The 26428-nt window shown below is 54.3% G+C and carries 27 protein-coding genes and 1 pseudogene; 17 read left to right on the forward strand and 11 right to left on the reverse strand.

The features are described from left to right. Positions 1–9: 9 nt before the first annotated feature. The 6 genes from ACVBEG_RS06995 to ACVBEG_RS07020 are packed head-to-tail and all read right to left on the reverse strand — an operon-like array spanning position 10 to position 5621. Entirely contained in the window at positions 10–366 is a 357-nt protein-coding gene (locus ACVBEG_RS06995; protein WP_322180139.1) for an EamA family transporter, read from the reverse strand. Continuing rightward, entirely contained in the window at positions 363–1199 is an 837-nt protein-coding gene (locus ACVBEG_RS07000) for a sugar phosphate isomerase/epimerase family protein (protein WP_322180137.1), read from the reverse strand. Before ACVBEG_RS07000 ends, ACVBEG_RS06995 begins: the two co-directional genes overlap by 4 nt. Further along, a complete protein-coding gene (locus ACVBEG_RS07005; protein WP_322215431.1) occupies positions 1196–1999 on the reverse strand; it encodes a pyridine nucleotide transhydrogenase in 804 nt (267 codons plus the stop codon). Before ACVBEG_RS07005 ends, ACVBEG_RS07000 begins: the two co-directional genes overlap by 4 nt. Further along, positions 1992–3482: a hypothetical protein gene (locus ACVBEG_RS07010; RefSeq protein ID WP_447107523.1), complete on the reverse strand. Its 1491-nt coding sequence runs from the start codon at positions 3480–3482 to the stop codon at positions 1992–1994. The genes ACVBEG_RS07005 and ACVBEG_RS07010 overlap by 8 nt, the downstream gene beginning before the upstream one ends. Further along, on the reverse strand, positions 3466–4590 hold the full coding sequence (locus tag ACVBEG_RS07015; RefSeq protein ID WP_322180131.1) for an NAD(P)/FAD-dependent oxidoreductase: 1125 nt from the start codon (positions 4588–4590) through the stop codon (positions 3466–3468). Before ACVBEG_RS07015 ends, ACVBEG_RS07010 begins: the two co-directional genes overlap by 17 nt. Further along, positions 4590–5621: a glycosyltransferase gene (locus ACVBEG_RS07020; RefSeq protein WP_322180129.1), complete on the reverse strand. Its 1032-nt coding sequence runs from the start codon at positions 5619–5621 to the stop codon at positions 4590–4592. The genes ACVBEG_RS07015 and ACVBEG_RS07020 overlap by 1 nt, the downstream gene beginning before the upstream one ends. A gap of 633 nt (positions 5622–6254) precedes the next feature. Here ACVBEG_RS07020 and ACVBEG_RS07025 point away from each other — a divergent pair. From ACVBEG_RS07025 to ACVBEG_RS07045, 5 genes and pseudogenes are all read left to right on the forward strand, one after another. Further along, positions 6255–7121, forward strand: coding sequence for a hypothetical protein (locus tag ACVBEG_RS07025; protein ID WP_322180126.1), 867 nt, complete (start codon positions 6255–6257; stop codon positions 7119–7121). Then, on the forward strand, positions 7118–7840 hold the full coding sequence (locus ACVBEG_RS07030) for a TylF/MycF/NovP-related O-methyltransferase (protein WP_322180124.1): 723 nt from the start codon (positions 7118–7120) through the stop codon (positions 7838–7840). Before ACVBEG_RS07025 ends, ACVBEG_RS07030 begins: the two co-directional genes overlap by 4 nt. 76 nt (positions 7841–7916) lie before the next feature. After that, the gene (locus tag ACVBEG_RS07035) at positions 7917–8828 is read left to right on the forward strand and encodes a class I SAM-dependent methyltransferase (protein ID WP_322180122.1); all 912 of its coding nucleotides are present in this window, start codon (positions 7917–7919) and stop codon (positions 8826–8828) included. A 244-nt stretch (positions 8829–9072) separates the two neighbouring features. After that, a pseudogene (locus tag ACVBEG_RS07040) lies at positions 9073–9728 on the forward strand (hypothetical protein). 81 nt (positions 9729–9809) lie between these two features. Further along, complete coding sequence (locus ACVBEG_RS07045; protein WP_447107524.1) at positions 9810–11168, forward strand: MFS transporter; 1359 nt, start codon at positions 9810–9812, stop codon at positions 11166–11168. Positions 11169–11276: 108 nt separating this feature from the next. On the opposite strand, the gene ACVBEG_RS07050 is transcribed toward ACVBEG_RS07045, so the two are convergent. The 4 genes from ACVBEG_RS07050 to flgA all read right to left on the reverse strand — a co-directional run bounded on the left by ACVBEG_RS07050 (position 11277) and on the right by flgA (position 13855). Continuing rightward, positions 11277–12026 (reverse strand): flagellar brake protein, encoded by a 750-nt coding sequence (locus tag ACVBEG_RS07050; RefSeq protein WP_322180116.1) that lies wholly within the window; start codon positions 12024–12026, stop codon positions 11277–11279. 84 nt (positions 12027–12110) lie between these two features. Then, positions 12111–12578, reverse strand: a complete 468-nt coding sequence (locus ACVBEG_RS07055; protein WP_322180114.1) for a flagella synthesis protein FlgN — start codon at positions 12576–12578, stop codon at positions 12111–12113. A gap of 49 nt (positions 12579–12627) precedes the next feature. Next, positions 12628–12951: a flagellar biosynthesis anti-sigma factor FlgM gene (flgM, locus tag ACVBEG_RS07060; RefSeq protein WP_322180112.1), complete on the reverse strand. Its 324-nt coding sequence runs from the start codon at positions 12949–12951 to the stop codon at positions 12628–12630. 142 nt (positions 12952–13093) lie between these two features. After that, the gene (gene flgA / locus ACVBEG_RS07065; RefSeq protein WP_322182756.1) at positions 13094–13855 is read right to left on the reverse strand and encodes a flagellar basal body P-ring formation chaperone FlgA; all 762 of its coding nucleotides are present in this window, start codon (positions 13853–13855) and stop codon (positions 13094–13096) included. A gap of 79 nt (positions 13856–13934) precedes the next feature. Between flgA and ACVBEG_RS07070 the strand changes: the two genes are divergently transcribed. The 7 genes from ACVBEG_RS07070 to ACVBEG_RS07100 all read left to right on the forward strand — a co-directional run bounded on the left by ACVBEG_RS07070 (position 13935) and on the right by ACVBEG_RS07100 (position 21070). Beyond that, positions 13935–14864, forward strand: a complete 930-nt coding sequence (locus tag ACVBEG_RS07070; RefSeq protein ID WP_322180110.1) for a chemotaxis protein CheV — start codon at positions 13935–13937, stop codon at positions 14862–14864. 54 nt (positions 14865–14918) lie between these two features. After that, positions 14919–15746, forward strand: a complete 828-nt coding sequence (gene cheR, locus ACVBEG_RS07075; protein ID WP_322180108.1) for a protein-glutamate O-methyltransferase CheR — start codon at positions 14919–14921, stop codon at positions 15744–15746. 266 nt (positions 15747–16012) lie between these two features. Beyond that, entirely contained in the window at positions 16013–16420 is a 408-nt protein-coding gene (gene flgB, locus ACVBEG_RS07080) for a flagellar basal body rod protein FlgB (protein WP_322180106.1), read from the forward strand. 3 nt (positions 16421–16423) lie between these two features. Then, positions 16424–16867, forward strand: a complete 444-nt coding sequence (flgC, locus tag ACVBEG_RS07085) for a flagellar basal body rod protein FlgC (protein WP_322180104.1) — start codon at positions 16424–16426, stop codon at positions 16865–16867. Positions 16868–16882: 15 nt separating this feature from the next. Next, positions 16883–17581 carry a flagellar hook assembly protein FlgD gene (locus ACVBEG_RS07090; RefSeq protein WP_322180102.1) on the forward strand — a complete coding sequence of 233 codons (699 nt, stop codon included), beginning with the start codon at positions 16883–16885 and terminating at the stop codon, positions 17579–17581. A gap of 28 nt (positions 17582–17609) precedes the next feature. Beyond that, entirely contained in the window at positions 17610–18929 is a 1320-nt protein-coding gene (gene flgE / locus ACVBEG_RS07095) for a flagellar hook protein FlgE (protein WP_322180100.1), read from the forward strand. A gap of 329 nt (positions 18930–19258) precedes the next feature. After that, on the forward strand, positions 19259–21070 hold the full coding sequence (locus tag ACVBEG_RS07100) for a flagellar hook-basal body complex protein (protein WP_447107525.1): 1812 nt from the start codon (positions 19259–19261) through the stop codon (positions 21068–21070). Positions 21071–21109: 39 nt separating this feature from the next. On the opposite strand, the gene ACVBEG_RS07105 is transcribed toward ACVBEG_RS07100, so the two are convergent. Next, complete coding sequence (locus ACVBEG_RS07105) at positions 21110–21319, reverse strand: hypothetical protein (RefSeq protein ID WP_322180098.1); 210 nt, start codon at positions 21317–21319, stop codon at positions 21110–21112. 293 nt (positions 21320–21612) lie between these two features. Between ACVBEG_RS07105 and ACVBEG_RS07110 the strand changes: the two genes are divergently transcribed. From ACVBEG_RS07110 to flgJ, 5 genes are all read left to right on the forward strand, one after another. Next, a complete protein-coding gene (locus tag ACVBEG_RS07110; RefSeq protein ID WP_322180096.1) occupies positions 21613–22353 on the forward strand; it encodes a flagellar basal body rod protein FlgF in 741 nt (246 codons plus the stop codon). A 46-nt stretch (positions 22354–22399) separates the two neighbouring features. Continuing rightward, positions 22400–23188 (forward strand): flagellar basal-body rod protein FlgG, encoded by a 789-nt coding sequence (flgG, locus tag ACVBEG_RS07115; protein WP_219060413.1) that lies wholly within the window; start codon positions 22400–22402, stop codon positions 23186–23188. 93 nt (positions 23189–23281) lie between these two features. After that, on the forward strand, positions 23282–23995 hold the full coding sequence (gene flgH / locus ACVBEG_RS07120; RefSeq protein ID WP_322180094.1) for a flagellar basal body L-ring protein FlgH: 714 nt from the start codon (positions 23282–23284) through the stop codon (positions 23993–23995). Between the two features lie 13 nt (positions 23996–24008). Continuing rightward, complete coding sequence (locus ACVBEG_RS07125) at positions 24009–25118, forward strand: flagellar basal body P-ring protein FlgI (protein ID WP_219060415.1); 1110 nt, start codon at positions 24009–24011, stop codon at positions 25116–25118. 10 nt (positions 25119–25128) lie between these two features. Then, on the forward strand, positions 25129–26424 hold the full coding sequence (gene flgJ, locus ACVBEG_RS07130) for a flagellar assembly peptidoglycan hydrolase FlgJ (protein WP_322180091.1): 1296 nt from the start codon (positions 25129–25131) through the stop codon (positions 26422–26424). Positions 26425–26428 lie beyond the last annotated feature (4 nt).

The raw sequence follows: 26428 nt of genomic DNA on the forward strand, positions 1-26428 counted from the left end.
TGTTTACCATCAAGCAACGCGCGCTGTAATCAGCGCTACGCCAGCAATTACCAGTACGATCCCAGCCCCTGTCGTCCAGTGGAAGGGTTCACGAAAAATCAGCACCGAAGACAACGCCACGGTCGCTACTGCCCCAGCGGTCAGCACCGGGTGCGCCACATTTAAAGGGAGGCGGGCCAACGCTGCGGCATACAGTAAAAAGGCGCCGCCATACAGCCCGAGACCTAGCCAGAATGGCCAATTACTCAGCGCGCCCAGAGGGTCGCCGAGGGACGGAAACTTGCGCGGCGGCATCATGGCCATCTTCACCAGAACACTGGCGGAAGCATTGGAGAGAATCCCGACAAGCAGGATGAGCCACTTCATACGCGGCCCTCCACGCGATGTTTGCGGTAATGCTGGATCGCCACGTTCAGTGCTCGCTCAATCGACACAGCATGCGGTTCATCCTTGGTCGCGAGCATCTCGATGGTCACAACAGGGTTGGGCAGATAGCGCTCCAGGGCCCTCACCATCAGCCCATGATCAGTGCTGCCATCCCCCAGAGGTAGCAGATCGGGCTCGCTGGCATGCACATGCCCGATAAGAGATGCGCAGTTTTGCAGCACCAGACAAGGATCTTCGCCATTGATGGCCAGCGCGCCGGTGTCCAGTTGCATCTTGATGGTGGGATGATCGACCTGCGTCACCACCAAGGCCGTTTCAGCGCTGGTGGTCATGAAGTTGGCGCCATAACAGGTGGGATTGGGTTCAAGGCAGATTGTTACACCATAGGCCTGAGCGATGTCCCCCAGTTGTCTGAAGAACGGCACCGCCACATCCAGTGTTTCCTGGTCATCGAGCCCGGTGCGATCACGATTCTTTGGTGAGCCAAAAACCAGCCGTGTGGCGCCCAGACCCGAGCCGATGCGGCACACGGCGGCCAAGTGTTTCAACAGTGCGGACTGGCTTTGGGCTGACCCAAATACATTGAGCCCCGTAGTACCGAACAACAGCGCCTGCATCCCGGTGATGTCGATGCCACGCTCGGCCCACCAGCCTTTGACCTGAGTAATCTGCTCATCCGTAGCGTTGGCGGGAACAGGAAAATACTTGCCGGGTGCAACATCGATCGCATCAATAGCAAAGCGCTGAAGGAGCGTGGCGATGGCTTCATCTTCCGCGGCATCCCAAGCAATATTGGAAATAGCCAACCTCATATTTTCGCTCCCTCATCGATTTTTATAGTGAGCGGCTCGGACTGAGCGTAGGCCCTGACCGCCTGTACCGTTTCACGGGCGCTGTACTGATAGCGCCCGGCTGCTCCAAATACATGAGCGTGTTTGGTCTGCATGTCGTAGGCCGCTGCCGGGTTAGCCAAGGCATTCGAGAACGACCTGCCGAAACCCAGTTGCGAAACATCCGCTACGCTGATCGGCTCTGCAGTGAGGTGAACCAACCTCAAGCGGGCGTTCAGTGCGGTTTGGATGTCATACCAGAGGTTGACCATTGGGTAAAACTGGAAGACACCGCGACTATCGATGGCCTGAAGATTGTTGTCATTCAAAAAATCGAAGATGACATTCTTGCGTAAGCCGGGTCCAACTAGCCCAGGCAGACGGACGATTAAATGATTGGGGAAGTGGCTTTCGACAAACGTCTCCAGCAGCCGGCGATGCAGGCCATAGGCGTGCAGGCCTGACTCATCGACAGGGGTATCCTCATCGACACCCATGACGGTACTGAAGACATCGACCGTGCTGATCAAAATGAAGGTGTTGCACTGAATGGTTTTCAGGTGGGCGATCAGCCCCTCGATTTTCTGCCGATCCGCTTCAGGTTCACGGTTGGCAATCCACTTTTGAGCGGGGGCGCCTGCGCAGACAACGGTATTAAACGAGTGGCCTTCAATGTGACCTATAGTGGTTGATCGATAAACTGACTCAAAGGCAGTCTGCTTTGCAATCGTAGACCCTACAAACCCACTAAACCCAATCAAACAATTATTCATGTTATTCATGATCCACCCGGCAATGCATACGGAGCAACTCGGCATTGTGAACATGCAGAACTGAGGTGTACTGACAGTCAAATTTTTTGATTTCAGTTTCAATCACTGCGGTAATTCCCTTGTCGTCGTCCTGGCGATCAAGGTGCGACAGTAATAAGTAAAACTCACCGGCGGGCCTGAGTTCAAATAACGTCCGGATCATTGAGAAGAACGTTGGCATTTCCATGGCCGGGTCTCGGGTCTGAGTCGTTTCATCCAGTACACGGGTATAGTGGTGTTTTTTTAGCCGGTCATTCAACTGTAAATAATATTCAAGAGACGGTTGAGCATCCGGGTAAACTAGAATATTGCTGGGCTCCATTTTCGCAAGGTACTCGTACAGGCTATTGTTGGCCGTGTATTCATAATTCTCCCCTGTGAGATTCTTGTAACACGCTTTGCCTGCCTGGAGTGCCAGGACAACGAACAGAATCCAACCCAATACTTTGAAAGTTTTGGCTTGGCTTGATGTGAACTCAAGAATCGCGCAGCTGGAAATAACCAGACTAAAGGGGACCAGCCAAATCACATGTCGGGGGTAGGTGGCGGGATAAAAACCAAAAACTCTGCCTGCCACGACAACACACACCAGCGCAAAAAAAAATAAATTCAACCTGAAAATAAACCCTCTGTTATTGAAGGCGAACAGTGCGATGCTCGACAGGCAGGACGTGATTAACAGGGCTTTTCCGTAGGCCCCCAGTATCGCGCCACCCAACGATTTCATTGACACTAAAAGAGATTTACCTCCCCCGTACTCAGCGTAGTTACTCAACTGATAGATGGTAAGGTGTTTCATGTAGAGGTATGAGAAAGCCACGCACGCGGCCGCGCACAAAAAGGCAACTATTGTTGCGCTGCGTCGGGGGAATTCTCTGTTCGCCAGGCACCAGAGAAACGCATAGCCTAGCAGTCCCCCTGAAACGATAAGCGTGGAAAACCCGATGAGGCTGATGATTGCCGCAATTAAGAGAGTCCAAAAAATATTTTTATTTTCTTCAGCCTCCCATATCGCAAAGATGGCCAGAAAACTCCCGCTGACTTCAAGGAAGTAATATTTTAGCTCTGTCACGTGAAAGCCGGAAGAAAACGTATTTCCGATGATCGCCACCAGGAAAACAAAAAGACCCCACTTATATTTCTTGAACAGGAGACAGACGGGCAAGATCATTAATACCGACGCGGCCAGTACCGACAGCCTGAGGGGTTTGATGTCATAGTGGAAAATTGCCATCGCCGCCTTAAAGAAAAATGAAGCCGGTACCGGTTCTGCTTGATCGTAATAGGGCAGTGGTGTAATAAAGCCACTCAGTGTATTGACCTCTATGATGTTCTTCAGAAGCATGGCTTCATCAATCCATACCGAGCGGGACGCTAACGATAAAAATATGCTCACCAAAAAAAGTAAGGCAATGCCCGTGCACAGTGTGGGTAGATCAAAATACTTCTTCATTCATCTTCTCCAGCACATCATAAATATTGTCAATCTTTCCCCCCAGCACGGAATAACAGCCGGGCAACGCGGCGTGCTTCTCAAAAAGAATGGGTCTCCCGTCATCGCCTTCATTTTTCACAAGCACCGTTTTGACTTCGAACAATGAGTCGACATGCTTAGCCTTGAGTACAGCTGGGACATACCGGCCCACGTCCCTGACCATACGATCCACACGAGTTGCACGTTCGTGGTGCTCGAGTTTTTTGTAGGGATCGATCCCTTGCTGATCGGTCCAGTGCAGGTGCGGGGTGAAGCGGACGTGGGAGAGCGTATGCAGCCCGCGGGCGGGAAATGGCATCATCGAAAAGAAAGGGCCGTCCATCACGGTAATCCCCAAACCATCGAGAGGTGCAGGCATCTGCATCAGGGCCATTTCGGTGATCTCTTGTTTCAGACCCGTTTGCACTCCTGGGAAATCACCCCTGAATTGATTGGTGCCGCTGTAGGTGCAATTGAATACATAACGGCAGGAGATTGAAGCTTGGGCGCTGTCCTCGGTTTCTGTGATGACTTGCAGTGTTGCATCTGGTCCTTTCGAAATCTCCGTTGCTCGGGTCTTGTAGCAGATCTGCACACCGCACTCTGCTAGCTCGCGTTCAGCCCAACGTGCCAGTTTGGTGGAGTTGAAAGCGTACTCTTCGACCAGGAACACATTTTCAATGAGGCGTGGTTCAAACAAGGCTCGCAACGCAGGGGCTGCCGGCTGAACCTTGGCTCCAATGTCACGGCAAAATCGCTCAAACTGTTTTGCCGTGACCTTCGAGTTGTGGCGGGCAATGGCGTAGAGTTTGGTGAAATCCTGTGTTACCGCTTCGGGCCAGTCGCGTACGAACTTGGGCAGGTTTATCCGGCTGCGATACGCTGTCGTGAAACAGCGAGGGTAGTGATAGCCATTGTGCACGCGGGCCTGATTGTTATACGAGGCGCGCATCATTAGCGCGGGCTCACGCTCTATCAGCATGATGCGCTTGAGGCCTCGCTGCTTCGCTAGGTAGACCGCGATGGCCGAGCCATAAAACCCACCGCCAATAATAACCGCATCGTAGTTAGGGTCGACACTTGGCATCAGGACATTTCCCCCCGGGCCAAGTTTGTCGTATTGGCGGGGGGTGACGACACCTCTTCGATATTCAGTTTGTCGAGTCGCGTCATGCGAGCGCTGGTGAACTCTTGGGCCACATGGTAGAGCGGACCTTCATTCGAGAAGCTGGCCATGTTCAGGATGTATTCGCCGAGCACCAGAAGCACGAGTGATATCAGAAAGAACATGCCCGACTGTTGCAGCGAAAGGCTGATCCAGCCAGGCGCGACGTCGGTTTTAAAAAAACCGATGCCGACCACATAGCCGCAGTAAATAAGGTTGACGATAGCGCCAAACAAGGAGAGTGCTGTCACAAGGCGCATCGGCGCGCGCGTGGTCGACACCAGCAGGCGTATGCCACGGTCGATACTGTCTCCCAGACGTTTGCGGCGCTGGAATGTGGGTGACGCGCTATAGCTGTAGCTGAGGTGTGCGCGCGCAAACCCACCCGTAGCGGGCAGATGGCGATAGGTCATCGCTGGCTTGGGATGCTGAAGAATGAAGTTGATCACTCTTTTGCTAAGGATGCGGTACTGCGGCGCTTCTTTGGCGAGATGGATGCCATTGAACCAGTGGTAGAGCATGTGGAATACGGCAAAAGCAACCCGATAGGCAAGGCTTTGCACAGGCTTTTGCTCGTTACTGACAAAAACCACATCAGCGCCGCCAATGGCTTTTTTGAGCATTTGCGGTAAAAAATTGATGTCGTCTATCATCGGATCAATGACGGCTACAAAGTCACCCAGTGCATTCTCCAGCCCGACCCATGAAGCGGTGTCGACATCCACCTCCTTGGTCAGTGCATAGACCTGCAGATTGGCAAATCCATCTTCGCCCGTCAGGCGCTTCATGACGGAAATGCTGTCATCGTTCGACGCATTGTCAACAATGATCAACTCATAATCACTGACGATGGAGGCAATCACCGAGGTTGCCTCAAACAGAATGCTTTCAATGCGCTCAGACTCGTTGCGGACAACGAAAACCACCGACAAAAAACAGGGGAAAAATGCCATTTTAAATCCCCTTTAAAACGTCAAGAACCCTTGAGCGCTGCTTGAAACGACGTACGCAGCACTTAAACGGGATCGAATCAATGTCGTTGGGCGGGGCACTCTCTATGCCGGCACATTGGCCAGTCTTGAAAGTTAGAGTTACCGCAAGGGCTGACGGCAGACGAAGGTTATGCCAGATGTCTGGAATGAGTCGAAGCACAGCAGGAGATTGTCGAGATGAAGTGCTTAATATGAAGGGGGGCCGGAAGGTCAAAATAGTCATAAAAAAGTACCCCTGACTGCTTGCTAGATGTTGTCCAATCCAGAAAACAAAAAGGTACCAACGCGTGAGCGCTGCACTTTTTCATGGCGTTATGCTACTGAGGCAGGCTAGACCAGAGACCGGCACTTCGCTAGGCGAACGCTGAAAAAAGGCTTGAAATGTTGAAACCAGGCTCGCGTGGCGGTGGGTAGGCGGCAATGGCACAATTACCCTCTCGCTGAGCCGCGACTGACGGTTTTTTGTGTATACATTTTGCCAGTTTTACCTCCGGGCTCTCTGTCCGGGGCCGCAGCCAAACCCGCATAATGTCCCTTCAGTTTGGGCCCGACCTGCCGATAATCAGGTCAGTCCAGGATTCAGGAGCGGAAACCGTGAATTTGTATATCAACCAGCTTCAGAAGAAGAATGATTTCAGGAACGCGATCTATGCAGGCGATATTTTCCTGAATACTGATCTGAATGCTCCTAAGGACCTCTGCGCGTTTGCCCGGGAAAGTATCACTGCGGCGTTCGACGGCGAGACCCGTCACCAAGCGTTGCACACGATGATGCCGGTGCAAGAGTTCATCGGGTTGGTGACGAAGCTCAAGGGCCAGTTCACTAACTGTATTGAAGTTAAAGAAATGATCCGCAATTTCGTCCTGGAAATTGGTGCAAACCCTGGTGAGTTTCTTTTTGACGTTCCGCGAATTCGGGTCGTCCCTCACTATGACTATCTGCATGCTGGCGTCAGTTATGCCTACAAACCGCATCGTGATAAGTGGTATGGCAGTGTCGACTGTCAGATCAATACCTGGATGCCGGTTTACACGATTCAACCGGACCAGACGATGATGATCAATCCAGCCTATTTTTCAGTGCCGGTGAAAAACTCCTCTGCGGACTGGAGTCTGTCTGACTGGATCAACGTGCAGCGTCCTTTGGCTCAGGAAAACGTGATTGAAGAGTTACGCGTTCACCCCGTTCCGCTTGAAGATATTTCAACGGCTTCGGAAATCCGGATTGCCGCCAATGCTGGCGAGATTCTGACTTTTTCGGGATCGCACCTGCACGGCACGGTGCCTAACTATACTGAACAGACCCGTTTCAGCATTGATTTTCGCCTGGTGCACATCGCTGATCTTCTTAGTCAGCGTGGTGCTGTCAACGTCGACAGCGGTGTCGCAGACACAGAAGCCGGGTATAAAGATTTTTTCCATGTCAGCGACTTTTCGCATTTCCAAGGAACCAACCAATGACCAAGCGTCGCCTTACCGCAGCTGAAACCGAGTACAACGAAAAACGCGCGGGCGTACTCAACCGTGTTGACGCCAAATACGTCGCTGATGCGCCATTCGTGTTTGCTGATCGGATTACGGTCACGGCAGCGTTGTCACGCATCGAGTTGTTCAAAATGGTTCAGGATGTGCCCGGCGCCATTATCGAATGCGGTGTCTACAAGGGTAATTCCTTGATGCTGTACATGCAGTTGTCGATGATTCTCGAACCTTATGCGATCAACCGCTCGATCATCGGCTTCGATACGTTCTCTGGCTTCACCGGTATCGACGCTAAAGAAGATCCCACTGATATCAACGATGCTATGTTCTCGGATACTGACGAGACCCTGATTCAGGACATGATCGATGCCAACGATCTGGTGCGTCCGGTCAATCGGATTCCGCGTTGCGAGATTGTCAAAGGTGACATCCTTGACACCGTGCCCGCTTTCGTCAAAACACGCCCGGATCTGGTGGTGGCGATGCTGATTCTTGATACCGATCTCTATTCGTCGACCAAAGTCGCGCTGCAAACCTTTTTGCCTTACATGCCTAAAGGCGCGATCGTCGTTCTGGATGAAGTTGCATACCGCAACTTCCCTGGTGAAACCAGCGCGTTGCGTGAGTGCGTGGACCTGAACAAAATTGAACTCAAGCGCTTGCCGTTCGATTCGACGGTAGGTTATTTCCGCGTCTGACCGGCGTCAACACTGCGAGTGAACTCGCGTCATCGGTGATTCTGTACGTTATAGGGGCATGATGAAACTACGAACCATGGCGTTAGCCACCCAATACTGTGTAGGCACTGGCGTCGAGTTGGGGGCAGCATCACATAACCCTTTCGATCTGCCAGACTGCCTGAAGGTGGCTCCCTGCGATGGCAGGTTGTTTTTGTATCCTCAGGATATGGACGATTTCAATGCCTATCATCACGAGCAGATGCGTACATCCGGCGAAGTGGAGAGCGTTGATCTATTGGGCGATTTTCAGTCGATAGCCGCTGGTGATGGGACCTTTGACTACCTCATCAGTTCTCATGTCATTGAGCATGTTCCTAACGTCTTTGCGGCTTATATAGAGTCCTCGCGGGTTTTAAAGAACGGCGGTGTTTTTTTCTGCATTTTTCCTAAGCGTACGGCAACCCTTTACGACTCAACGAGGCCATTGATAACGGTCGAGCAGATGGTCGATGACTACGAGAAGGGGCTCGACATGGCGATCATGCCAAAGGAGAACTGGCGAGGGCATTACCAGGTTTTTTCCTTGCAGAGCATGATTCGGGCGATCAATTTCCTGAACAGGAATGAATTAGGAAGCTGGCTCATCGAATGTGTCGAGGAGACAGACTCGAAGGTCGGTAACGGGCACACGGTTGTGCTGAGAAAGTTCGACGGACTTATCGGTGCGGTGTGGCAAGACGGCGCAGCCTTCAGTGAGTCATTTAATCAGTTGGTGAATGAAGGCAAACTGGCCGATGCACTCCGCGCGATCAAGGTTTCGTTGTCCTTCAATTTTTTTGATTCGGAAAAGCTCTATCTGGCTTCGCTTCTAAGCTGCGAGTTGGGTTACACCCATGAGGGCATCGAGTTTTTGCGTCAGGCCCTGACGTTGGATCCGGAAAACGAGGGTTACAGGAAAGACTTCCTGTCGCTGACCAAAGCGCCGTACGTCAATACGGTGCTCTGATTGCGTCTGCACGCGCTGCGGTTTCTAACGATTTTGATGGGAAAAGGATTTTTGTCGTCGCGCTTGAAATTTTGAACGGGTGATGCGTATTTTGTACAGGTTGCCGGTGGACGGCTTGTACAACAATAAAGGATTTAGAATCATGACAATTAATGACCACCGTTCCCTTGCGGAGCGATTGACGGGCATTGATGAGATTGAGTGCGTAACGCCGGATTTGAAAGGTGTGTCACGTGGCAGGGTGATGACCGCTGAGGGTTTCCTCGAAGGGCGGCGTTTGCAGCTTGCGCGTGGCGTGTTGTTGCAATGCATCATAGGCGGCTATCCGCCGGCGCGATTCTACGGTAGCGATGACGGCGATCTGGCGCTGATTGCCGATCCGACCCAGATTCACCGTTTGCCCTGAAGTGAGCACCCGCGTGCGCTGACAATTTGCGATGCGGATGAGCTGGCGGGGGAGGGTTTTCGTCTCTCGATGCGTGGTTAGCTCAAGGCGATCATCGCCCAATAATGCCTGCTGGTCTTACGACAACCGCGCTGCTGGCTTGCGTATTCCGGCGAGTGCGCCGGTCGCCAGAAGGGTGGAGAATCGGCTGCCTGGTGCGGACGCCAACCCTTATCTTGCCATCGCCGCGAGCCTTGCCACCGGTCTTTATGGTATTGAACATGAGTTGGAGCCACCGGCGCCGATTCAGGGTGAGATTCAAGTGCCGGATGAATTGTCATTGCCGTGTACCTTGCATGCCGCTCTGGAGCGTCTGAGGCGTAGCCAATTGGCGAAGGAGCTGTTTGGTAAAGAGTTCATCGAAGGCTACATCGCTTCGAAGAGTATGGAACTGACCAGCTTTTTTTGATGAAATTACTCCCTGGGAAAGGCGCGTGCTGGCTGCTCAGGCTTAGAAACGTTGGTTTTGGACTCTTCCGTCTGGATGACTCCATTCTTTTGCTCTTCTTCTTTTATGTGGAAAGCCTGGAACGTCGATGCGTCAAATCTGGAAGTCCTTTCGAGCGCTTTATTTTGCCTCGCTGATGATGCTCATCGGCTCGGGTCTGTTAAGTACCTATCTTGCTTTGCGCCTGGCGGCCGACCAAGTCGATAGTCTGTGGGTCGGCGCTTTAATGGCGGCCAACTACTTCGGTCTGGTACTGGGCGGCAAGATCGGTCACCGGCTGATTAGCAGGGTCGGGCACATTCGCGCCTACGCCACGTGCGCAGGTATTGTTGGTGCTGCGGTGTTGGGGCACGGTCTGGTCGACTGGTTGCCTGCGTGGCTGTTCCTGCGGGTCATCGTGGGCCTGGGGATGATGTGTCAGTACATGGTCATCGAAAGCTGGCTGAACGAGCAGGCACACGCCAAGCAACGCGGCATTGTGTTTAGCGGTTACATGATCGCGTCTTACCTTGGCTTGGTGCTGGGTCAGCTGATTCTGGTTATTCACCCGTCTTTGGGCCCCGAGTTGCTGATGCTGGTCGCGCTGTGCTTTGCCCTTTGCCTTGTGCCGGTGGCGATGACCCGCAGTATTCACCCGGCGCCCATGCACCCGGCGCCGCTGGAACCCCGTTTTTTCCTTAAGCGGGTGCCGCAATCGTTGAGCACCGTATTGGGGGCAGGGCTGATCATCGGCTCGTTCTATGGTCTGGCGCCGCTGTATGCCTCCCAGCAGGGTTTGTCTACCGAGGCGGTGGGTTTGTTCATGGGTAGCTGCATTCTTGCGGGGCTGTTAGTGCAATGGCCGCTCGGCGCCTTATCGGATCGCTATGACCGTGCCTTGTTGATTCGGATTTTTGCCGGCGCGCTGGCCTTGTTGGCTTTTCCCTTGGCGGTCATGCCGCAGGTGCCTGTGGAAGTGTTGTTCGGGGTCGGCTTCTTCGCATCTTTGATGCAGTTTTGTCTTTATCCGTTGGCCGTGGCCTTTTCCAATGACCACGTTGAAGGTGAGCGCCGTGTGTCGCTGACCGCCATGTTGCTGATGACCTACGGTATTGGTGCCAGCATCGGCCCGTTGGCTGCGGGCATACTGATGAAGATGTTCGGCAGCAACATGCTCTACGCTTTCGTCTGTTTTGCTGCCGTGATTCTGGTCTGGCGCATCCGGCCTAAGGCGGTGACCAATCTGCACCAGGTCGAGGACGCGCCGTTGCAACACGTTGCGATGCCGGACAGCATGTCCAGCTCACCGTTGGTGGTCGCGTTGGACCCACGTGTCGATGAACAGGTGGTTCAGGAGCAGATGCAGACAGCAGTCGAACCGCAAGAAGGGGCTGAAACCGAAGGCGAGCGGCAAGCGGAATCGCAGTCGACGGCTTCTACAGAAGAGAGCGCTGACAAGCCTGTTTGATAGCGGAGATTGCGCAATTGAGTGATTGAGCTGCGGGGGGAGAAGCGGTATTCGGATAGCGCGATTGCGGCGGTTATTCACCGCAATCGCTGATACTGCAAATACTGATCAGAAGTCGTCGTCTTTATCGAAGCGCCGCGCTTCTCGCTGCAGCTGGTAAACGAATCGCTCAACCTGGCGCTGTACCAGGCCGCTCATGTTGTGGAAGCGCACACCGGCGAACGTGATGTTGATTCTTTCTTCGAAATGCAGGTAACGCAACTCGACAGGCGTGCTCATGTTGCCAAAAGGCAGGCCTGCAACAAAGCGTTCGTACACTTGGCCCAGTTGCAGTTGCTCGGAAATATCACCTTCAAACCGCAATTTGCAGCCCGTGGCAGAGATATCCAGGAGCTTGCCGTTCAGCGCCGACTTGATTTTGTCGCCATTGATTTCAACGTTGACCAGTTGAGCCAATTTCAGTGCTGCGCGAAAGGCGTTGCGGCGCTGGTGATAAACCACTTCCGTCGGCATGGAGCCACGATAGCAGCGATGACCGTCATGATCGTCAATGGTCAGCGTCTCTTCGCATTCCCACGCAATCCGAACACCGTCATGAAAGCCTTCGATGCGAAACGGTTCGCCGCTGGTCAAGAAACGCTCGCCGTCGCGAGGGATCATTTCGTCGAGGGCAATCCCATTGCCGTCGCGATTGACCTCGATCAGGTAGCTTTGAAAGCGCTGACTGCGCTCATGAAAGGTAATGATCAGGGGGTCATGGCTGTCTAGCAGTAACCGCAGATTTGCGGCAATTTCCAAAGGTGTGGTGAGTACCTTTGGTGGCTGCGGATCATCTTCCGCGCTTAAGGCATTGAACACGGTTCATCCATCTCCAGGCAAAATACGACAGCACGTAATCGAGGGGCATTTTGCCAGCATGTTGGGTGCCTTGATACAGTAAAATTACGCTTGGCTCAGCGGGCGTGGCTTATGGACGCTGGATGTCGACCCACGGCTGTCATATAACATTGGCGTTTCACCGCCGGTAATAATTCTCATCTGATGGGCCGTGGAGGCCTGCTGAAGCTTGATCGAGTGACCATTGAGCTCGTTGCTGGCCCGACAGTCGCTCATCAGGGCGCTGAGTACGTCACCTTGGCTGAGCAACTCTTCACCGATCGATGAATGACTCGCCAGTTCCTCAAGGCCTTGACGATCGGGCCTCAGATTCAGGCTGGCAAGAATCTGGCTGCGTTTGCGGCCATGCTGCTCAAGCATGATTACCAGCGACTGTTTCTGCGCAAGAATATTTTCGAGTAAGAACATATCCCGACCATGCAGCGCCAAGGATTCGGCTTGCAATAGTTCCAACAGCTGTTGGGCCGGTGCAATATCGTCGGTAATCAGTTGCAATAGAGTCGTATCGTGCATTGCATGCTCTGGGTTTTAGGCGTCCAAAAGCCCTGGCGCAGGCCTTCGGCTAGCGCTGGGCTTCGAAATTAAGCAGCTTGCTGGCTACGCGACCGCTGTCGACCGTATAGCTGCCATCGGCAACGGCCTGTTTCAACTCGGCCACACGGGCACTGTTGACAACGGGCTGACCGCGCAGCTTGTCGCTAATAGTCTGCAACTGTTGAGCCTCGTTACTAAGATGCACGGCTTCCCCACTCGACGTGGTGACCGCTTCGGTGGTGGCTTTCGCGCTGGCGGAGGTTGCGGCATTGCCGGTCTCCTTGACATTGCCGGTACGCGAACTCGTCGACACGGAGGGGGAGCTGTTTAAACGACTAAAGTCGATGACCATGGTTGAGAACCTCTAGGTGTTTGGACGCTTGCCATGTTTTCGGCCAAACACAAGAAAACTTTAGGTGCGTTATTGAAGTCGATAAAAACGCTCACTGACACAGACTGTCAGTTTAGGAAACTCCGCGCCATCCCGCCAGCGATCACAAGGTCACTTCAACTTGCCCAGGTGCTGTTACACGCGCTTTGATCACCCGTTTCGAGTTCAGGTTCCGTACCCTGATCTGTTCACCCAAGCCTCCATCGGACAATGCCTCGCCAGGCATGCGGACCAGCAGTGTACCGCTCTTGGCAATGATCACAACTTGATCGCCCTTGCGTATCACTTCTGCCTGTTCCATCTGCAGCGGGGTAATGATCTGCCCATTGACCATTTGTCGGGTCATTTTCTGCCCGATCGCCTCGTCAAGCGACGTGATATATCCCTGAGGCATCTGGCTGATATCGCGCTCGCTCAGGGATACGTCGTCTTCGCCTATGATGCCGCCACGCTTGAGCGGGCGTTTGACGATCACGACTTGACGAAATAAATGTACCTGGGCCGGTACGTATACCGTCCAGGGTAATGATCCTTCGCAACGAACCTTGACGGTCACACGTCCTAGAGGCTGAGCAGGACTTTCGAGGCTCGCTGTCAATTCCTTGTCGCACTGTGTCAGTGTCATGCGCGGATCGAGCTGGTTGACCTGAATTTGGTAGCGGCCTTCGGTTTGGGTCGTTGCCAGATAATCCTCTATGGAGAATTCAAGAAACCCTTGGGTCACGCCGATAAGTTGATCAGAAAGGCTCAAAGGCTCGCTCTGTGCGAATTGGCCGCCACTAAAAAGCCACAAAACGGCCACAGTGCAGCGTAAGCTGCCGTAGCCAGATGCCATGCGTCGGGAAAATGTCGTTTTTGCATTCATAACAGTTAAAAAGCAAGGCCCGTGCCGCTTAGTCATTTTGGCAATTATGGGTTCGAAGCTTTGATTCAGGAGTAAGGGCATGGCTGGAGTAATGGATTCGGTGAACCAGCGCACGCAGCTGGTGGGGCAGAACCGTCTTGAGTTGTTGTTGTTCCGTCTCAACGGCCAGCAGCTCTACGGGATTAATGTGTTCAAGGTCAGGGAGGTGCTGCAATGCCCTAAACTGACCGTGATGCCCAAGTCCAACCCAGTGGTGCGTGGCGTTGCAAATATTCGTGGGGCGACCATTCCGATCATCGATCTGGGGATGGCAACAGGCGCGAAGGCATTGGAGCGGGGTGTGAATGACACCTTCGTTATCATTACCGAGTACAACACCAAAATTCAGGGTTTTCTGGTGCATTCGGTGGAGCGCATCGTCAACATGAACTGGGAGGAGATCCATCCGCCGCCCAAGGGAACGGGACGCGATCATTATCTGACCGCAGTGACCCGAGTCGATAACCAGTTGGTCGAAATCATTGATGTGGAGAAAATCCTCGCGGAAGTAGCGCCGACTTCGGAAAGTATTTCGGTCGGTGTTGTCGATGAAGAAACACAGGCCAAAGCGCTGACCCTTCGAGTGCTGACCGTCGACGATTCGTCGGTTGCGCGTAAGCAGGTGACACGCTGTCTGCAGACAGTCGGGGTCGAGGTGGTAGCCTTGAATGACGGTCGTCAGGCGCTGGATTACCTGCTACGCATGGTCGAAGAGGGCAAGAAGCCTGAAGAGGAATTTTTGATGATGATTTCAGACATCGAAATGCCCGAGATGGATGGGTATACCTTGACTTCGGCAATCCGCAACGATCCGCGCATGCAAAAAATACACATCATCCTGCATACTTCCTTGTCGGGAGTGTTCAACCAGGCGATGGTCAAGAAAGTCGGTGCCGATGATTTTCTTGCCAAGTTCCGGCCTGATGAGCTTGCCGCTCGGGTAGTTGATCGGATCAACGCGGTGAAATAATCGCCAAAGGGCGCCGCCCTTTGGCTGGACGCAAGATTGTAAGAGGCGGTTTCTTTGTCTACAGGTAATTTGGATTTCGAACAGTTCCGGGTCTTCCTGGAAAAAGCCTGTGGCATTTTGCTCGGAGAGAATAAACAGTATCTGGTCTCAAGCCGTCTCAACAAACTCATGGACCAGCAAGGCATCAAGTCGCTGGGGGAGTTGATTCAGCGAATCCAGGCTCAGCCTCGCAGTGGTCTGCGCGAGCAGGTCGTGGATGCAATGACCACCAACGAAACGCTCTGGTTTCGCGACACCTATCCGTTCGAAGTCATGAAGAACAAAGTGCTTCCAGAGGCGATCAAGGCCAGCCCGAACCAGCGCCTGCGTATCTGGTCGGCGGCGTGTTCTTCAGGCCAGGAACCGTACTCGTTATCGATGACGATCGACGAGTTCGAGCGTAGCAACCTCGGTCAGCTAAAACAGGGCGTGCAGATCATCGCTACCGATCTTTCGGGGTTGATGTTGAACAACTGCAAGACGGGCGAATACGACAGTCTGGCGTTGGGTCGAGGGCTATCCCAAGAGCGTCTGCAGCGTTTTTTCGATCCCAAAGAAGCGGGGCGTTGGGCAATCAAGGCGCCCATCAAGAGCCGGGTCGAGTTTCGCTCTTTCAACCTGCTCGACAGTTATGCAAGCCTGGGGAAATTCGACATCGTTTTTTGCCGCAACGTGCTGATCTATTTCTCGGCGGAGGTGAAGAAGGACATTCTGTTGCGTATCCACAGTACGCTTAAGCCCGGTGGCTACCTGTTTCTCGGGGCATCGGAAGCGCTGAATGGTTTGCCTGAGCATTATCAGATGGTTCAGTGCAGTCCTGGGATCATTTACCAGGCGAAGTGATCGCTGCGCTAAAAAAGAGACCTTAGGGTCTCTTTTTTTACATCAGCTAAACCGTTGCGGCTCTTCTGGGAGGAAGCGGCAATGGCAAGAAAACGGCGCTGTGCTTGCCGCTTTATCCCTTTATAGCGGAAATGCCTTGCCGCTTTTCTGTCGTTGCCGCCCCAGGATAGCTCGCAAACCCTTGATTTATGGCGCTGGCGAAGCTGGCACGCTGATTGCTTTGTGACTGATACGAAATTCAGGTCAGCCGCTAAAGGTTTCCCGACATGAGCATCAGCTTCGATAAAGCGCTAGGCATCCATGAGCAAGCCCTTGGCTTTCGCGCTCAGCGTGCAGAGGTCTTGGCCAACAACATCGCCAACGCCGACACGCCGAACTATAAGGCGCGAGATCTTGAGTTCTCGGCCGTGCTCGCAGCGCAAAGCGATAAAACCAAGAATGGCGCGTTTGGCCTTAAAACGACCAACAGTCGGCACATCGACGCCGAGGGTCTGAGCGGTGGCGACGGCGCGCTGCTGTATCGCACACCTAGCCAACCTTCGCTTGACCAGAATACCGTCGATACGCAGGTTGAACAGGCCAGCTACGCACAGAACGCCGTAGGCTTCCAGGCCAGTTTCACCCTGCTCAACAGCAAATTCAAAGGGCTGGTGTCAGCCCTTCGTGGAGAGTAATTCATGTCCCTTGCAAGTGTTTTTAACATTGCCGGCAGTGGCATGAGTGCTCAGACCACGCGCCTGAACACCGTGGCCAGTAACATTGCCAACGCCGAAACAGTCTCGTCGAGCATGGATCAAACCTACCGCACCCGTCACCCCGTGTTTGCGACCGTGCTTCAGGGGCAGGGCAGCGGCGACAGTGGTTCGCTGTTCGGCAGTCAGGACGAAGCGGGTCAGGGTGTTCAGGTCAGCGGGATCATCGAAGATCCGAGCAACCTCGAGGCACGTTATGAGCCAACGCATCCGTCGGCTGACAAGAACGGTTATGTCTACTACCCCAACGTCAATGTTGTTTCGGAGATGGCCGACATGATCTCGGCCAGCCGCTCGTTTCAGACCAATGCGGACATTATGAATACCGCCAAAACCATGATGCAGAAGGTCCTGACCCTGGGTCAGTGATAAGAGGCGCAGTCGATGACAACTACTAGCAGCGTCGGTCAGTCGGTTCTGGATCAGCTTCAGAAAACGGCAAGCTCAAGCAACACAGGCACCACCAACAAAACGGGGACTGCCTCACTGGGCAAAGATGCATTCCTGCAACTGCTGGTTACGCAGATGAAGAACCAAGACCCTCTCAGTCCGCAGGACAACACGCAGTTCGTTTCTCAGTTGGCTCAGTTCAGCAGCCTTGAGAGCATGCAGAACCTGAGCAGTACGGTTGATACGATTGCCAGTACTTATCAGTCGTCCCAAGCCTTGCAGGCGTCCTCTCTGGTTGGGCGTTCGGTGATCGTCAGCAGCGGTTCGGCAGTGGTCGATACCACGAAGGGCCTGACCGGTTCAGTGGTCGTCCCGGCGTCGAACTCGTCGACCACGGTCAAAATCTCCGACGCGAGTGGGAACCTGGTCGACACCATCGATCTTGGTGCGCAGGCGGCGGGTACTACCAGCTTTACCTGGAACGGTCAGAACAGCGATGGCACGACTGCGGCGTCAGGTACTTACAGCGTCGTCGCCACAGGTACTGCCAATGGTACGGCCACTGCCTTGAGCACCTATCTGCCAGCCACCGTCAACAGTGTGACGATGGGTGTCAGTGGTGCGGAAATGACGCTCAACCTGGCAGGCGGCAGCAGTGTTGGTTTGTCCAAAGTGCAAACAATCGGAATATAGAGCCGACTAGACGGCAAAGGAGTTGAGCATGTCATTCAATATCGGCCTCAGTGGGCTCTATGCGGCAAACAAAAGTCTCGACGTTACCGGCAACAACATTGCCAACGTTGCGACCACGGGTTTTAAATCGTCCCGTACCGAGTTCCAGGACCAGTACGCTGCTTCGATTCGCGGTACTTCCGGTGGTACCACTGCGGGTAGCGGTGTCACCACGGCCGCCGTGTCCCAGCAATTCACGCAAGGTACTTTGACCACCGGCACCGGCCGCAGCCTTGATTTGGCTATTAACGGCAACGGCTTCTTCATGGTCAGCAATCACGGCGAAAAACTCTATACCCGTGCCGGTGCGTTCTACCCGGACAAGAGTGGTAATGTCGTCGACGCTTCCGGCAACAAGCTGCAGGGCTACGGTGTTAATGCGGCAGGCAATGTCGTGAACGGTGTATTGACCGATCTTAAAATCGACTCGTCGAATCTGGCACCTAGCCCGACAGGTACCGTCACCATTGCGTCCAATCTGAATTCTTCATCGAAACTTCCGACTGTCACGCCGTTCGACCCAAATGACGTGAACAGCTACACCAACACGTTCAGTACGCCGCTCTACGACAGTCAGGGCAACGAGCACTCCATGAGTCAGTACTTCGCCAAGACGGGTACCAATGCCTGGACGATGTACACGCTGGTCGACGGTCGCAATGCATCGAGCCCGGCGACCACGCCGGTAGTGGCTGACTCGATGAACCTGACCTTCAAATCTGACGGCTCGCTGGATACTACTGCGCTGGCTACAACGGGTAACCTGGCTGTCAATGCTGACGGCACTTTTACCCTGAACAACTGGGTGCCGGCTGCGCAAGTGGGTACCACAGGCGTCTGGGCAGGCAACGGCGCTTCGGCCAAGACTGGCGGTGTCAAGCTGGACATGCTCGCGACCACTCAGACCAACTCGGTCTCGGGCGCGATCACCAAGACTCAGGACGGCTATGCAACCGGTCAGTTGTCGGCCATGTCGGTAGACCCTACCGGCAACCTGTTCGCCACCTACACCAACGGTCAGTCCAAGGTCATTGGACAAGTGTCGTTGACCAACTTCGCCAACGTTCAGGGTTTGTCTCCGGCAGGCGGTACTAGCTGGCGTGAAACCTATGCGTCTGGGGTTCCGGTCACGGGAGTGCCGGAGTCAGGCACACTTGGCAGTCTCACGGGTGAAGCGCTGGAAGACTCTAACGTCAATCTGACCAGTGAATTGGTCGACTTGATCAAGGCGCAAAGCAACTATCAGGCAAACGCGAAAACCATTTCGACTCAAAGCACCATCATGCAGACCATCATCCAGATGGCGTGATAAATATGCAGTGATGCAGTGTCGAACGAAGCCCCTTCTTGAAGGGGCTTTTTGTTGGGCGCGATTTGGTATTTCTGTCATTGGTTATCCAGAAGATATAGAAGTTTGCCGTCACGCCTTGAGCGCGATTCAAGTAGATAGTTGCGCCAAGGTTAAGAAGTAAAAGTTATAGCTGATTCCTACTGCATATGTAGAAAATTCCTACTTTCGATAATGCGAGAATAAAAACGCAGAAAGAAACGGGTGGTACTGAAGTTTAAGTGTTGCAAAGTTTTACTGCGAAAAAATGCATTAACGAGAGCGTCGTTCAATACGGCACAGGAGTGTTTATGTCATTCAATGTTTCCCTGAGTGGGCTGCACGCTGCCCATAAAAGACTTGAGGTCGCCGGCAACAACATCGCTAACGTTGGGACTCATGGTTTCAAATCATTCCGTGCGGAATTTGCGGCACTGTATTTGAGCGCGCAACTGGGTAATGGTCACAACGCAGTCGGTGACGGTGTTCGTCTGGCTAATGTCTCGCAAAATTTCAGTCAGGGTGGTGTTGATGCCAGTTCGGGCGGGGTTCTGGACATGCGTATACAGGGTAAAGGCTTTTTCGTGGTAAGCGATAACGGAGCGCTGAGCTATACCCGCGCTGGCGCGTTCAAAATGGACAAGAACGATTATATCGTTGATAACGAAGGCAGCCGCTTGCAAGGCTATGGTGTAAACGCTAAAGGTGATGCCGTTAATGGGGGGCGGACCGACCTGAAGATCGATACCTCTAATATGGTGCCCAAGGCCACCACTGAAGTTCTCGAAACAATGAACCTGGACTCATCTCAATCCGCACTCTCGGCACTTCCGGTTTTTAATCCGGATGATCCAGGTACCTATTCGAAAGTGATCAGCAGAATGGTTAAGGATAAAGGGGTAGACGCGGTTGCGGAGGTCAGGGTCAAGGATGCGCAGGGGAATGAGACAGTGCTTATTCAGGCCCGGCCAGCCATTCCTCCAGTGGAGCATGAACTTAAGCAATACTTCGTTAAAACCGATGCGGATCAATGGGCTATGTACACGCTAATAGATGGGCGTAATCCGGTGGATCACACAGCGACCACACCGCTGAAGGTAATGATTACAAAAAAACCGGATGGCAGCCTGTCATCGGCGGGCGAGGGTGAGCATATCAAAAAAACATCCGACACAGAGTTCACCCTGAACGGCTGGAAGCCCGCTCAGCAACTCAATGGTATTTGGGCTGCCAGTCCAGCCTCTAACGACGGATCGATTGTGCTTTCGTTAGACGACGGTGCAATCAATGGAATTGACGAGGGCGACGTCGTGATGGCGCGGCGTGTTCCAATGTTCGACCCTAACGATGTCACGACGTTTAACAAGTCGTTTGCGACCTCGGTTTACGACAGCCTGGGTAACAAGCATGAGATGACTCAATACTTCGTCAAGGATGATACGAACAGCTGGAAAATGCATGTTCTCGTCAACGGTCGAAACCCGGCGAACCCGGAGAAAGCCGATCCAGTCTCGGCACAGATAATCTTCGATTCCTACGGGTCGGTTCAGTCAATGACCGGCAGTCAAGGTCTTGCGGTGGCAAACCGGACATTGACCCTTGAGGGGTGGGTGCCTGCCAAGGTGATTGATGGGGGAACCCGTAACGAAAAATGGGTATCCAACGGTGCCCGGAGCAGTTCGGGTGGCATTGCCATTGACTTGAACAGACTCAGCCAGCATAACGCAGAGTCTGCGCGCGTTTCAGCTCAGCAGGACGGGCATGCTGCAGGCAATATCAACAACATCAGCATCGATATGAATGGCGTTCTGAGTGCGGGCTTCACGAACGGGCTGCATAAGAAAATCGGCCAGGTCACGCTCGCCAGCTTTGCCAATGAGCAAGGTTTGCAGCCGGACAGTCACACCCACTGGCGGGAAACGAACGCCTCAGGCATTGCTAATCTCGATGCGCCAAAAGCCGGTACGTTGGGCAGCATTGTCTCGGGTGCGCTTGAGGGCTCCAACGTCGAATTGACCAACGAGCTTGTGGAACTGATCCAGGCGCAGGTTGCCTATCAGGCCAATTCAAAAGCCTTGTCTACAGAAGCGACGCTGATGCAAACGCTGATTCAGGCGACATGATTCCAGGCATGTCTGCTAGCGCGGTGTCCCTTGGTGCCTTTAGCCAGGGCGTCCTGGATATCGGCAACTCGCATCTCTGTAGGGGCCGCCAATCAGCTTGAATGCCGATTTGGGATTGACCCACTGCTTGCAAATAATCCGTGTCGCGCCTTGCCATTTGTACCAGGGCGCGGTGGCGGCTTGGGCCTGGATCGGGATGAGGATCAGGCTGGTCACAAGTAAAAGAATCAAGCGGGTTTGAAGGGGCATATAAACCTCGTTGGGTACCAATCAAATGGTATCGCGACGAACACATTTTTTATCCCGCTTTTGTTGTTTTCTCCTTCGGTGAGGGTTTTCTGACGGCAATATCCCCATCATTTGGCCAAATGCGGCAGTCCGCCGCCGCGTATGCCCGAGCGGCGCTCTCTGTTTTCGAGTTTTCCCCCGTTAACGCTGGAAAATCAAGATGTTGTGTGGTGAAAGATTAGTTGGTTCGAATATTGCTACAACGTTTTTAGAACAGCTACAGGCGGCAAACGTCTGTCAGGGGAGGAAAGACTGTGGACAAGTTGCTTTACGTGGCAATGAGCGGTGCGTCCGAGAACGCTATCGCACAGAAGGCTCATGCGAACAACCTGGCGAACGTCTCGACCAACGGTTTTCAGCGTGACCTTGAACAGGCGCGCTCAATCCCCGTGTTTGGGGAGGTCATGCCTTCGCGTGCCTATGCCATGAGTGAGCGTCCGGGGACTGATTTTTCGGGCGGTGCCATGGTCGACACGGGGCGGGATCTGGATGTTGCCGTGAAAGGGGATGGCTGGATCGCTGTACAGACCGCAGACGGTGGTGAGGCTTACACGCGCTCCGCCAGTCTGAATGTCGATGCTCTTGGTATTTTGCGGGCTGGCAATGGTTTGCCGGTCATGGGCAATGGTGGGCCGATTGCCGTGCCACCCCAGCAACAAATTGAGGTCGGTGCCGATGGCACCATCAGCGTTCGTTCAATGGGTGAAGGTCCAAAGGTGATGGCGCAGGTGGACCGAATCAAACTGGTTAAACCTGACATGAAAAACATGGAGAAAGGTGCCGATGGCCTGATCCACACCAAGGACGGCAAGGCTGCCGGTGCTGACGGCACCGTCCAGGTCGAGTCGGGATTTCTGCAAGCGAGCAACGTCAATGCCGTTGAGGAAATGACATCGGTGCTGACGCTGTCCCGTCAATTTGAATTACACATCAAAATGATGAAGACCGCTGAAACAAACGACGAGTCGATGGCTCGGGTCTTGCAGATTAGCTAAACATTGACAGCTTGCGCCGATAATCAGGCGCTCGAGGAGAGAAAGAATGCTTCCGGCACTTTATGTAAGCAAGACCGGTCTGGCCGCTCAGGACATAAACCTGACGACGATCTCCAACAACCTGGCGAACGTATCGACCACAGGTTTCAAGCGTGATCGTGCCGAGTTCCAGGACTTGCTCTATCAGATCAAACGTCAACCAGGCGCTCAGTCGACCCAGGACAGCGAACTGCCATCTGGTCTGCAGTTGGGTACCGGTGTGCGTATTGTCGGGACGCAGAAAAACTTTTCGGCTGGTAGCTTGCAAACGACTGATCAGCCGCTCGATCTGGCAGTTAATGGTCGCGGCTTTTTCCAGATCATGCAGCCCGATGGCACGGTGGCCTACAGCCGTGATGGTACGTTCCACCTGAACAGCAACGGCCAGATCGTGACCGCCAATGGTTACGCCCTGGAGCCAGCGATTGTCGTCCCGGCCCAGGCCCAGACGTTCACCGTGGGCCAGGACGGCACGGTGTCTGTGACCCTGGCAGGCGCCAATGCCACCTCCCAGGTGATTGGTAACTTGCAAACCGCTGACTTCGTCAACCCGTCAGGTCTGCAATCAGTGGGTAGCAACCTGTTCCTGGAAACGGCTTCAAGCGGCGCTCCACAGGTGGGTACGCCGGGGCTGAACGGTTTTGGTACGACACAGCAGAACACCCTGGAAGCCTCCAACGTGAGCACCGTCGAGGAAATGGTCAACATGATCACCACTCAGCGCGCTTACGAGATGAACTCCAAAGTGATCTCCACCGCTGACCAGATGCTGCAGTACGTGACGCAAAATCTGTAAGGCTCTGATAGGCCTGTTCGACCTGTCGATACACCTGATCAATTGGACGGGGTGCCCGGTCGGCACCTGCTACACCGCGAGGTTTTAAGTGTCATGAAACGGCTTCTTGTTCTGCGGCTTTCCGCGCTGATCGCTTCGCTCTGCGGAATCGCTCTTCTGGCGGGCTGCGTCGCGCCCGTGGCCAAGCCCAATGACCCTTATTACGCGCCGGTGTTGCCGCGCACGCCGCTGGCTGCTGCCGCGAACAACGGTTCGATTTATCAGGCTGGGTTTGAGCAAAACCTGTATGACGATCGCAAGGCTTATCGGGTCGGCGACATCATCACCATCACGCTTTCCGAGAAAACTGCAGCGAGCAAGGCGGCCAGTTCCGGGCTGACCAAAAACAGCACTAACAGCATTGGTCTGACGTCGTTGTTCGGTGGCGGGATGACCACCAATAACCCGATGGGCAGCGGCGATCTGAGCATCAACGCTGGCTATAACGGCGCACGCACCACCAAGGGTGATGGCAAGGCAGCCCAAAGCAATAGCCTGACCGGTTCGGTGACGGTGACGGTGGCTGACGTCCTGCCCAACGGTATCCTCGCGGTTCGCGGCGAGAAATGGTTGACCCTTAACACGGGCGATGAACTGGTGCGCATCGCTGGCTTGATTCGTGCTGACGATATCGCCACCGATAACACGGTGTCGTCGACTCGAGTGGCCGATGCACGCATTACATATTCGGGTACCGGTTCGTTCGCCGATACCAGTCAACCGGGGTGGTTCGATCGGTTCTTCCTCAGCCCGTTGTTCCCTTTCTGATCGCGGGATAGACATGCATACGTTCAAGCAACTGATGGCTGCGGTACTGCTGTTATCCACGACACTCGGTGTTCATGCCGAGCGTTTGAAGGACATTGCCAGCATTTCCGGCGTTCGGACCAACCAATTGATTGGCTACGGCCTGGTGGTCGGTCTCAACGGTACCGGCGACCAGACCACGCAGACCCCGTTCACGCTGCAGACGTTCAACAACATGCTGGCCCAGTTCGGTATCAAGGTGCCGAGTGGCTCGGGCACCGTACAGCTGAAAAACGTCGCAGCAGTGGCGATATATGCTGATCTGCCGCCATTCGCCAAGCCAGGTCAGATGGTCGATATCACCGTATCGTCCATCGGTAACTCGAAAAGCTTGCGCGGCGGCAGCCTGTTGATGACCCCCATGAAAGGTATCGATGGCAACGTCTACGCTATCGCCCAAGGCAATTTGGTGGTCGGCGGTTTCGACGCCGAGGGCCGCGACGGCTCGAAGATTACGGTCAATGTTCCTTCGTCCGGGCGTATTCCGGGCGGTGCTTCAGTCGAGCGTTCGGTGCCGAGTGGATTCAACCAGGGCAACAGCCTGACCTTGAACCTCAACCGATCCGACTTCACTACTGCCAAGCGCGTAGTCGACAAAATCAACGACATGCTCGGCCCTGGCGTGGCTAAAGCGCTGGATGGTGGATCGGTGCGGGTGACTGCGCCACTGGATCCGAGTCAGCGGGTCGACTACTTGTCGATTCTCGAGAACCTGGAGATTGATCCGGGTCAGGCAGCGGCCAAGGTCATCATCAACTCGCGTACTGGCACCATCGTGATTGGCCAGAACGTCAAGGTTTCACCGGCAGCCGTGACTCACGGCAGCCTGACCGTGACTATCACCGAAGACCCGATTGTCAGCCAGCCGGGTGCGTTGTCTGGCGGGCAAACGGCTGTGGTCCCGCGTTCGCGGATCAACGCGGCGCAAGAGCTGCACCCGATGTTCAAGTTCGGCCCAGGCACCACGCTGGATGAGATCGTGCGAGCGGTCAATCAGGTCGGCGCAGCGCCAGGTGACTTGATGGCGATTCTCGAAGCCCTGAAGCAGGCCGGCGCGCTGCAAGCCGACCTGATCGTCATCTGAGGAGCTGAGTATGGACATGCCGAAAAGCGGAGTGTCGTCGGCTAGCGACTCAGGCGCTTATACCGACCTGAATCGTCTGAACGCCCTGAAAACGGGGGACAAGAATAGCGACACGAACCTGAAAAAGGTTGCCCAGGAGTTCGAGTCGCTGTTCGTCAGTCAGATGCTCAAGTCCATGCGCTCGGCCAACGAGGTGATGGCCAAGGACAACCCGATGAATACGGCGGCGACTCGGCATTACCAGGACATGTATGACCAGCAGTTGTCAGTGAGCTTGTCCAAGCAGGGTCGCGGTATCGGCTTGCAGGATGTGTTGATGCGACAGCTGTCTAAAACCAAGGGCGCTCATCCTTCTGAACCTGCGGCTGGCAATCTGACAGCGACTACATCGCTCAATAGGAGCCCGGCTTCGACGGAGTCGGATAAGAACAGTACCGCCTTGGCGACCAATATCGCTCAGCGACCGCTGTGGGCCACGCGGTCGGTTGCGGTGGATCGGTCACATGCGGCGACTGCCGCTGCTGCTTCGGTCAGCGGTGTCGAGCGCAATGATGTGGCAAAGCTCAACCAGCGCCGACTGTCGTTGCCAAGCAAGCTCGCTGACCGTTTACTCGCTGGCATTGTCCCGGCCACCACGGCTGCAAGCGAAAGCAGTGTGAAAAATCGAATTACGGCACCGGGTGCTGCTGGCGACAGCGCTACATTCGCCGGGAACGGCGATTGGACTCAGGACCCGAACCTTTCCCTGGCGGCCCGCGCGCAGGGTCGCACAATAGCTCAGCCACCGCTGGCGCCGGGGGGTAAAGCGTTCAGTAACGCTGACGACTTTGTTGCGACCATGTTGCCGCTGGCCAAGGATGCTGCTGCGCGCATTGGTGTCGACCCAACTGTGTTGGTGGCTCAGGCGGCCCTGGAAACCGGTTGGGGCAAATCGGTCATGCGTCAGCAGGACGGCAGCAGCAGTCACAACCTGTTTGGCATCAAAGCGCAAGGTAACTGGCAGGGCCCGGAAGCGCGGGCCATCACCAGTGAGTTTCGTGATGGGCAGATGGTCAAGGAGACGGCGGACTTCCGTTCTTACGACTCCTACTCCGACAGCTTCCATGACTTGGTCACCCTGCTGCAGAGCAACAATCGCTATCAAGGTGTGCTGAAGTCTGCCGATAACCCGGAACAGTTTGTGAAAGAGCTGCAAAAGGCCGGTTACGCCACGGACCCGGACTACGCCAGCAAGATTTCGCAAATTGCCAAGCAGATGAAGAGCTACCAAAACTACGCGGTAGTGAGCTCTTCCACGACTTTATAAGGCT

The sequence above is a fragment of the Pseudomonas sp. GG8 genome (assembly GCF_052976945.1).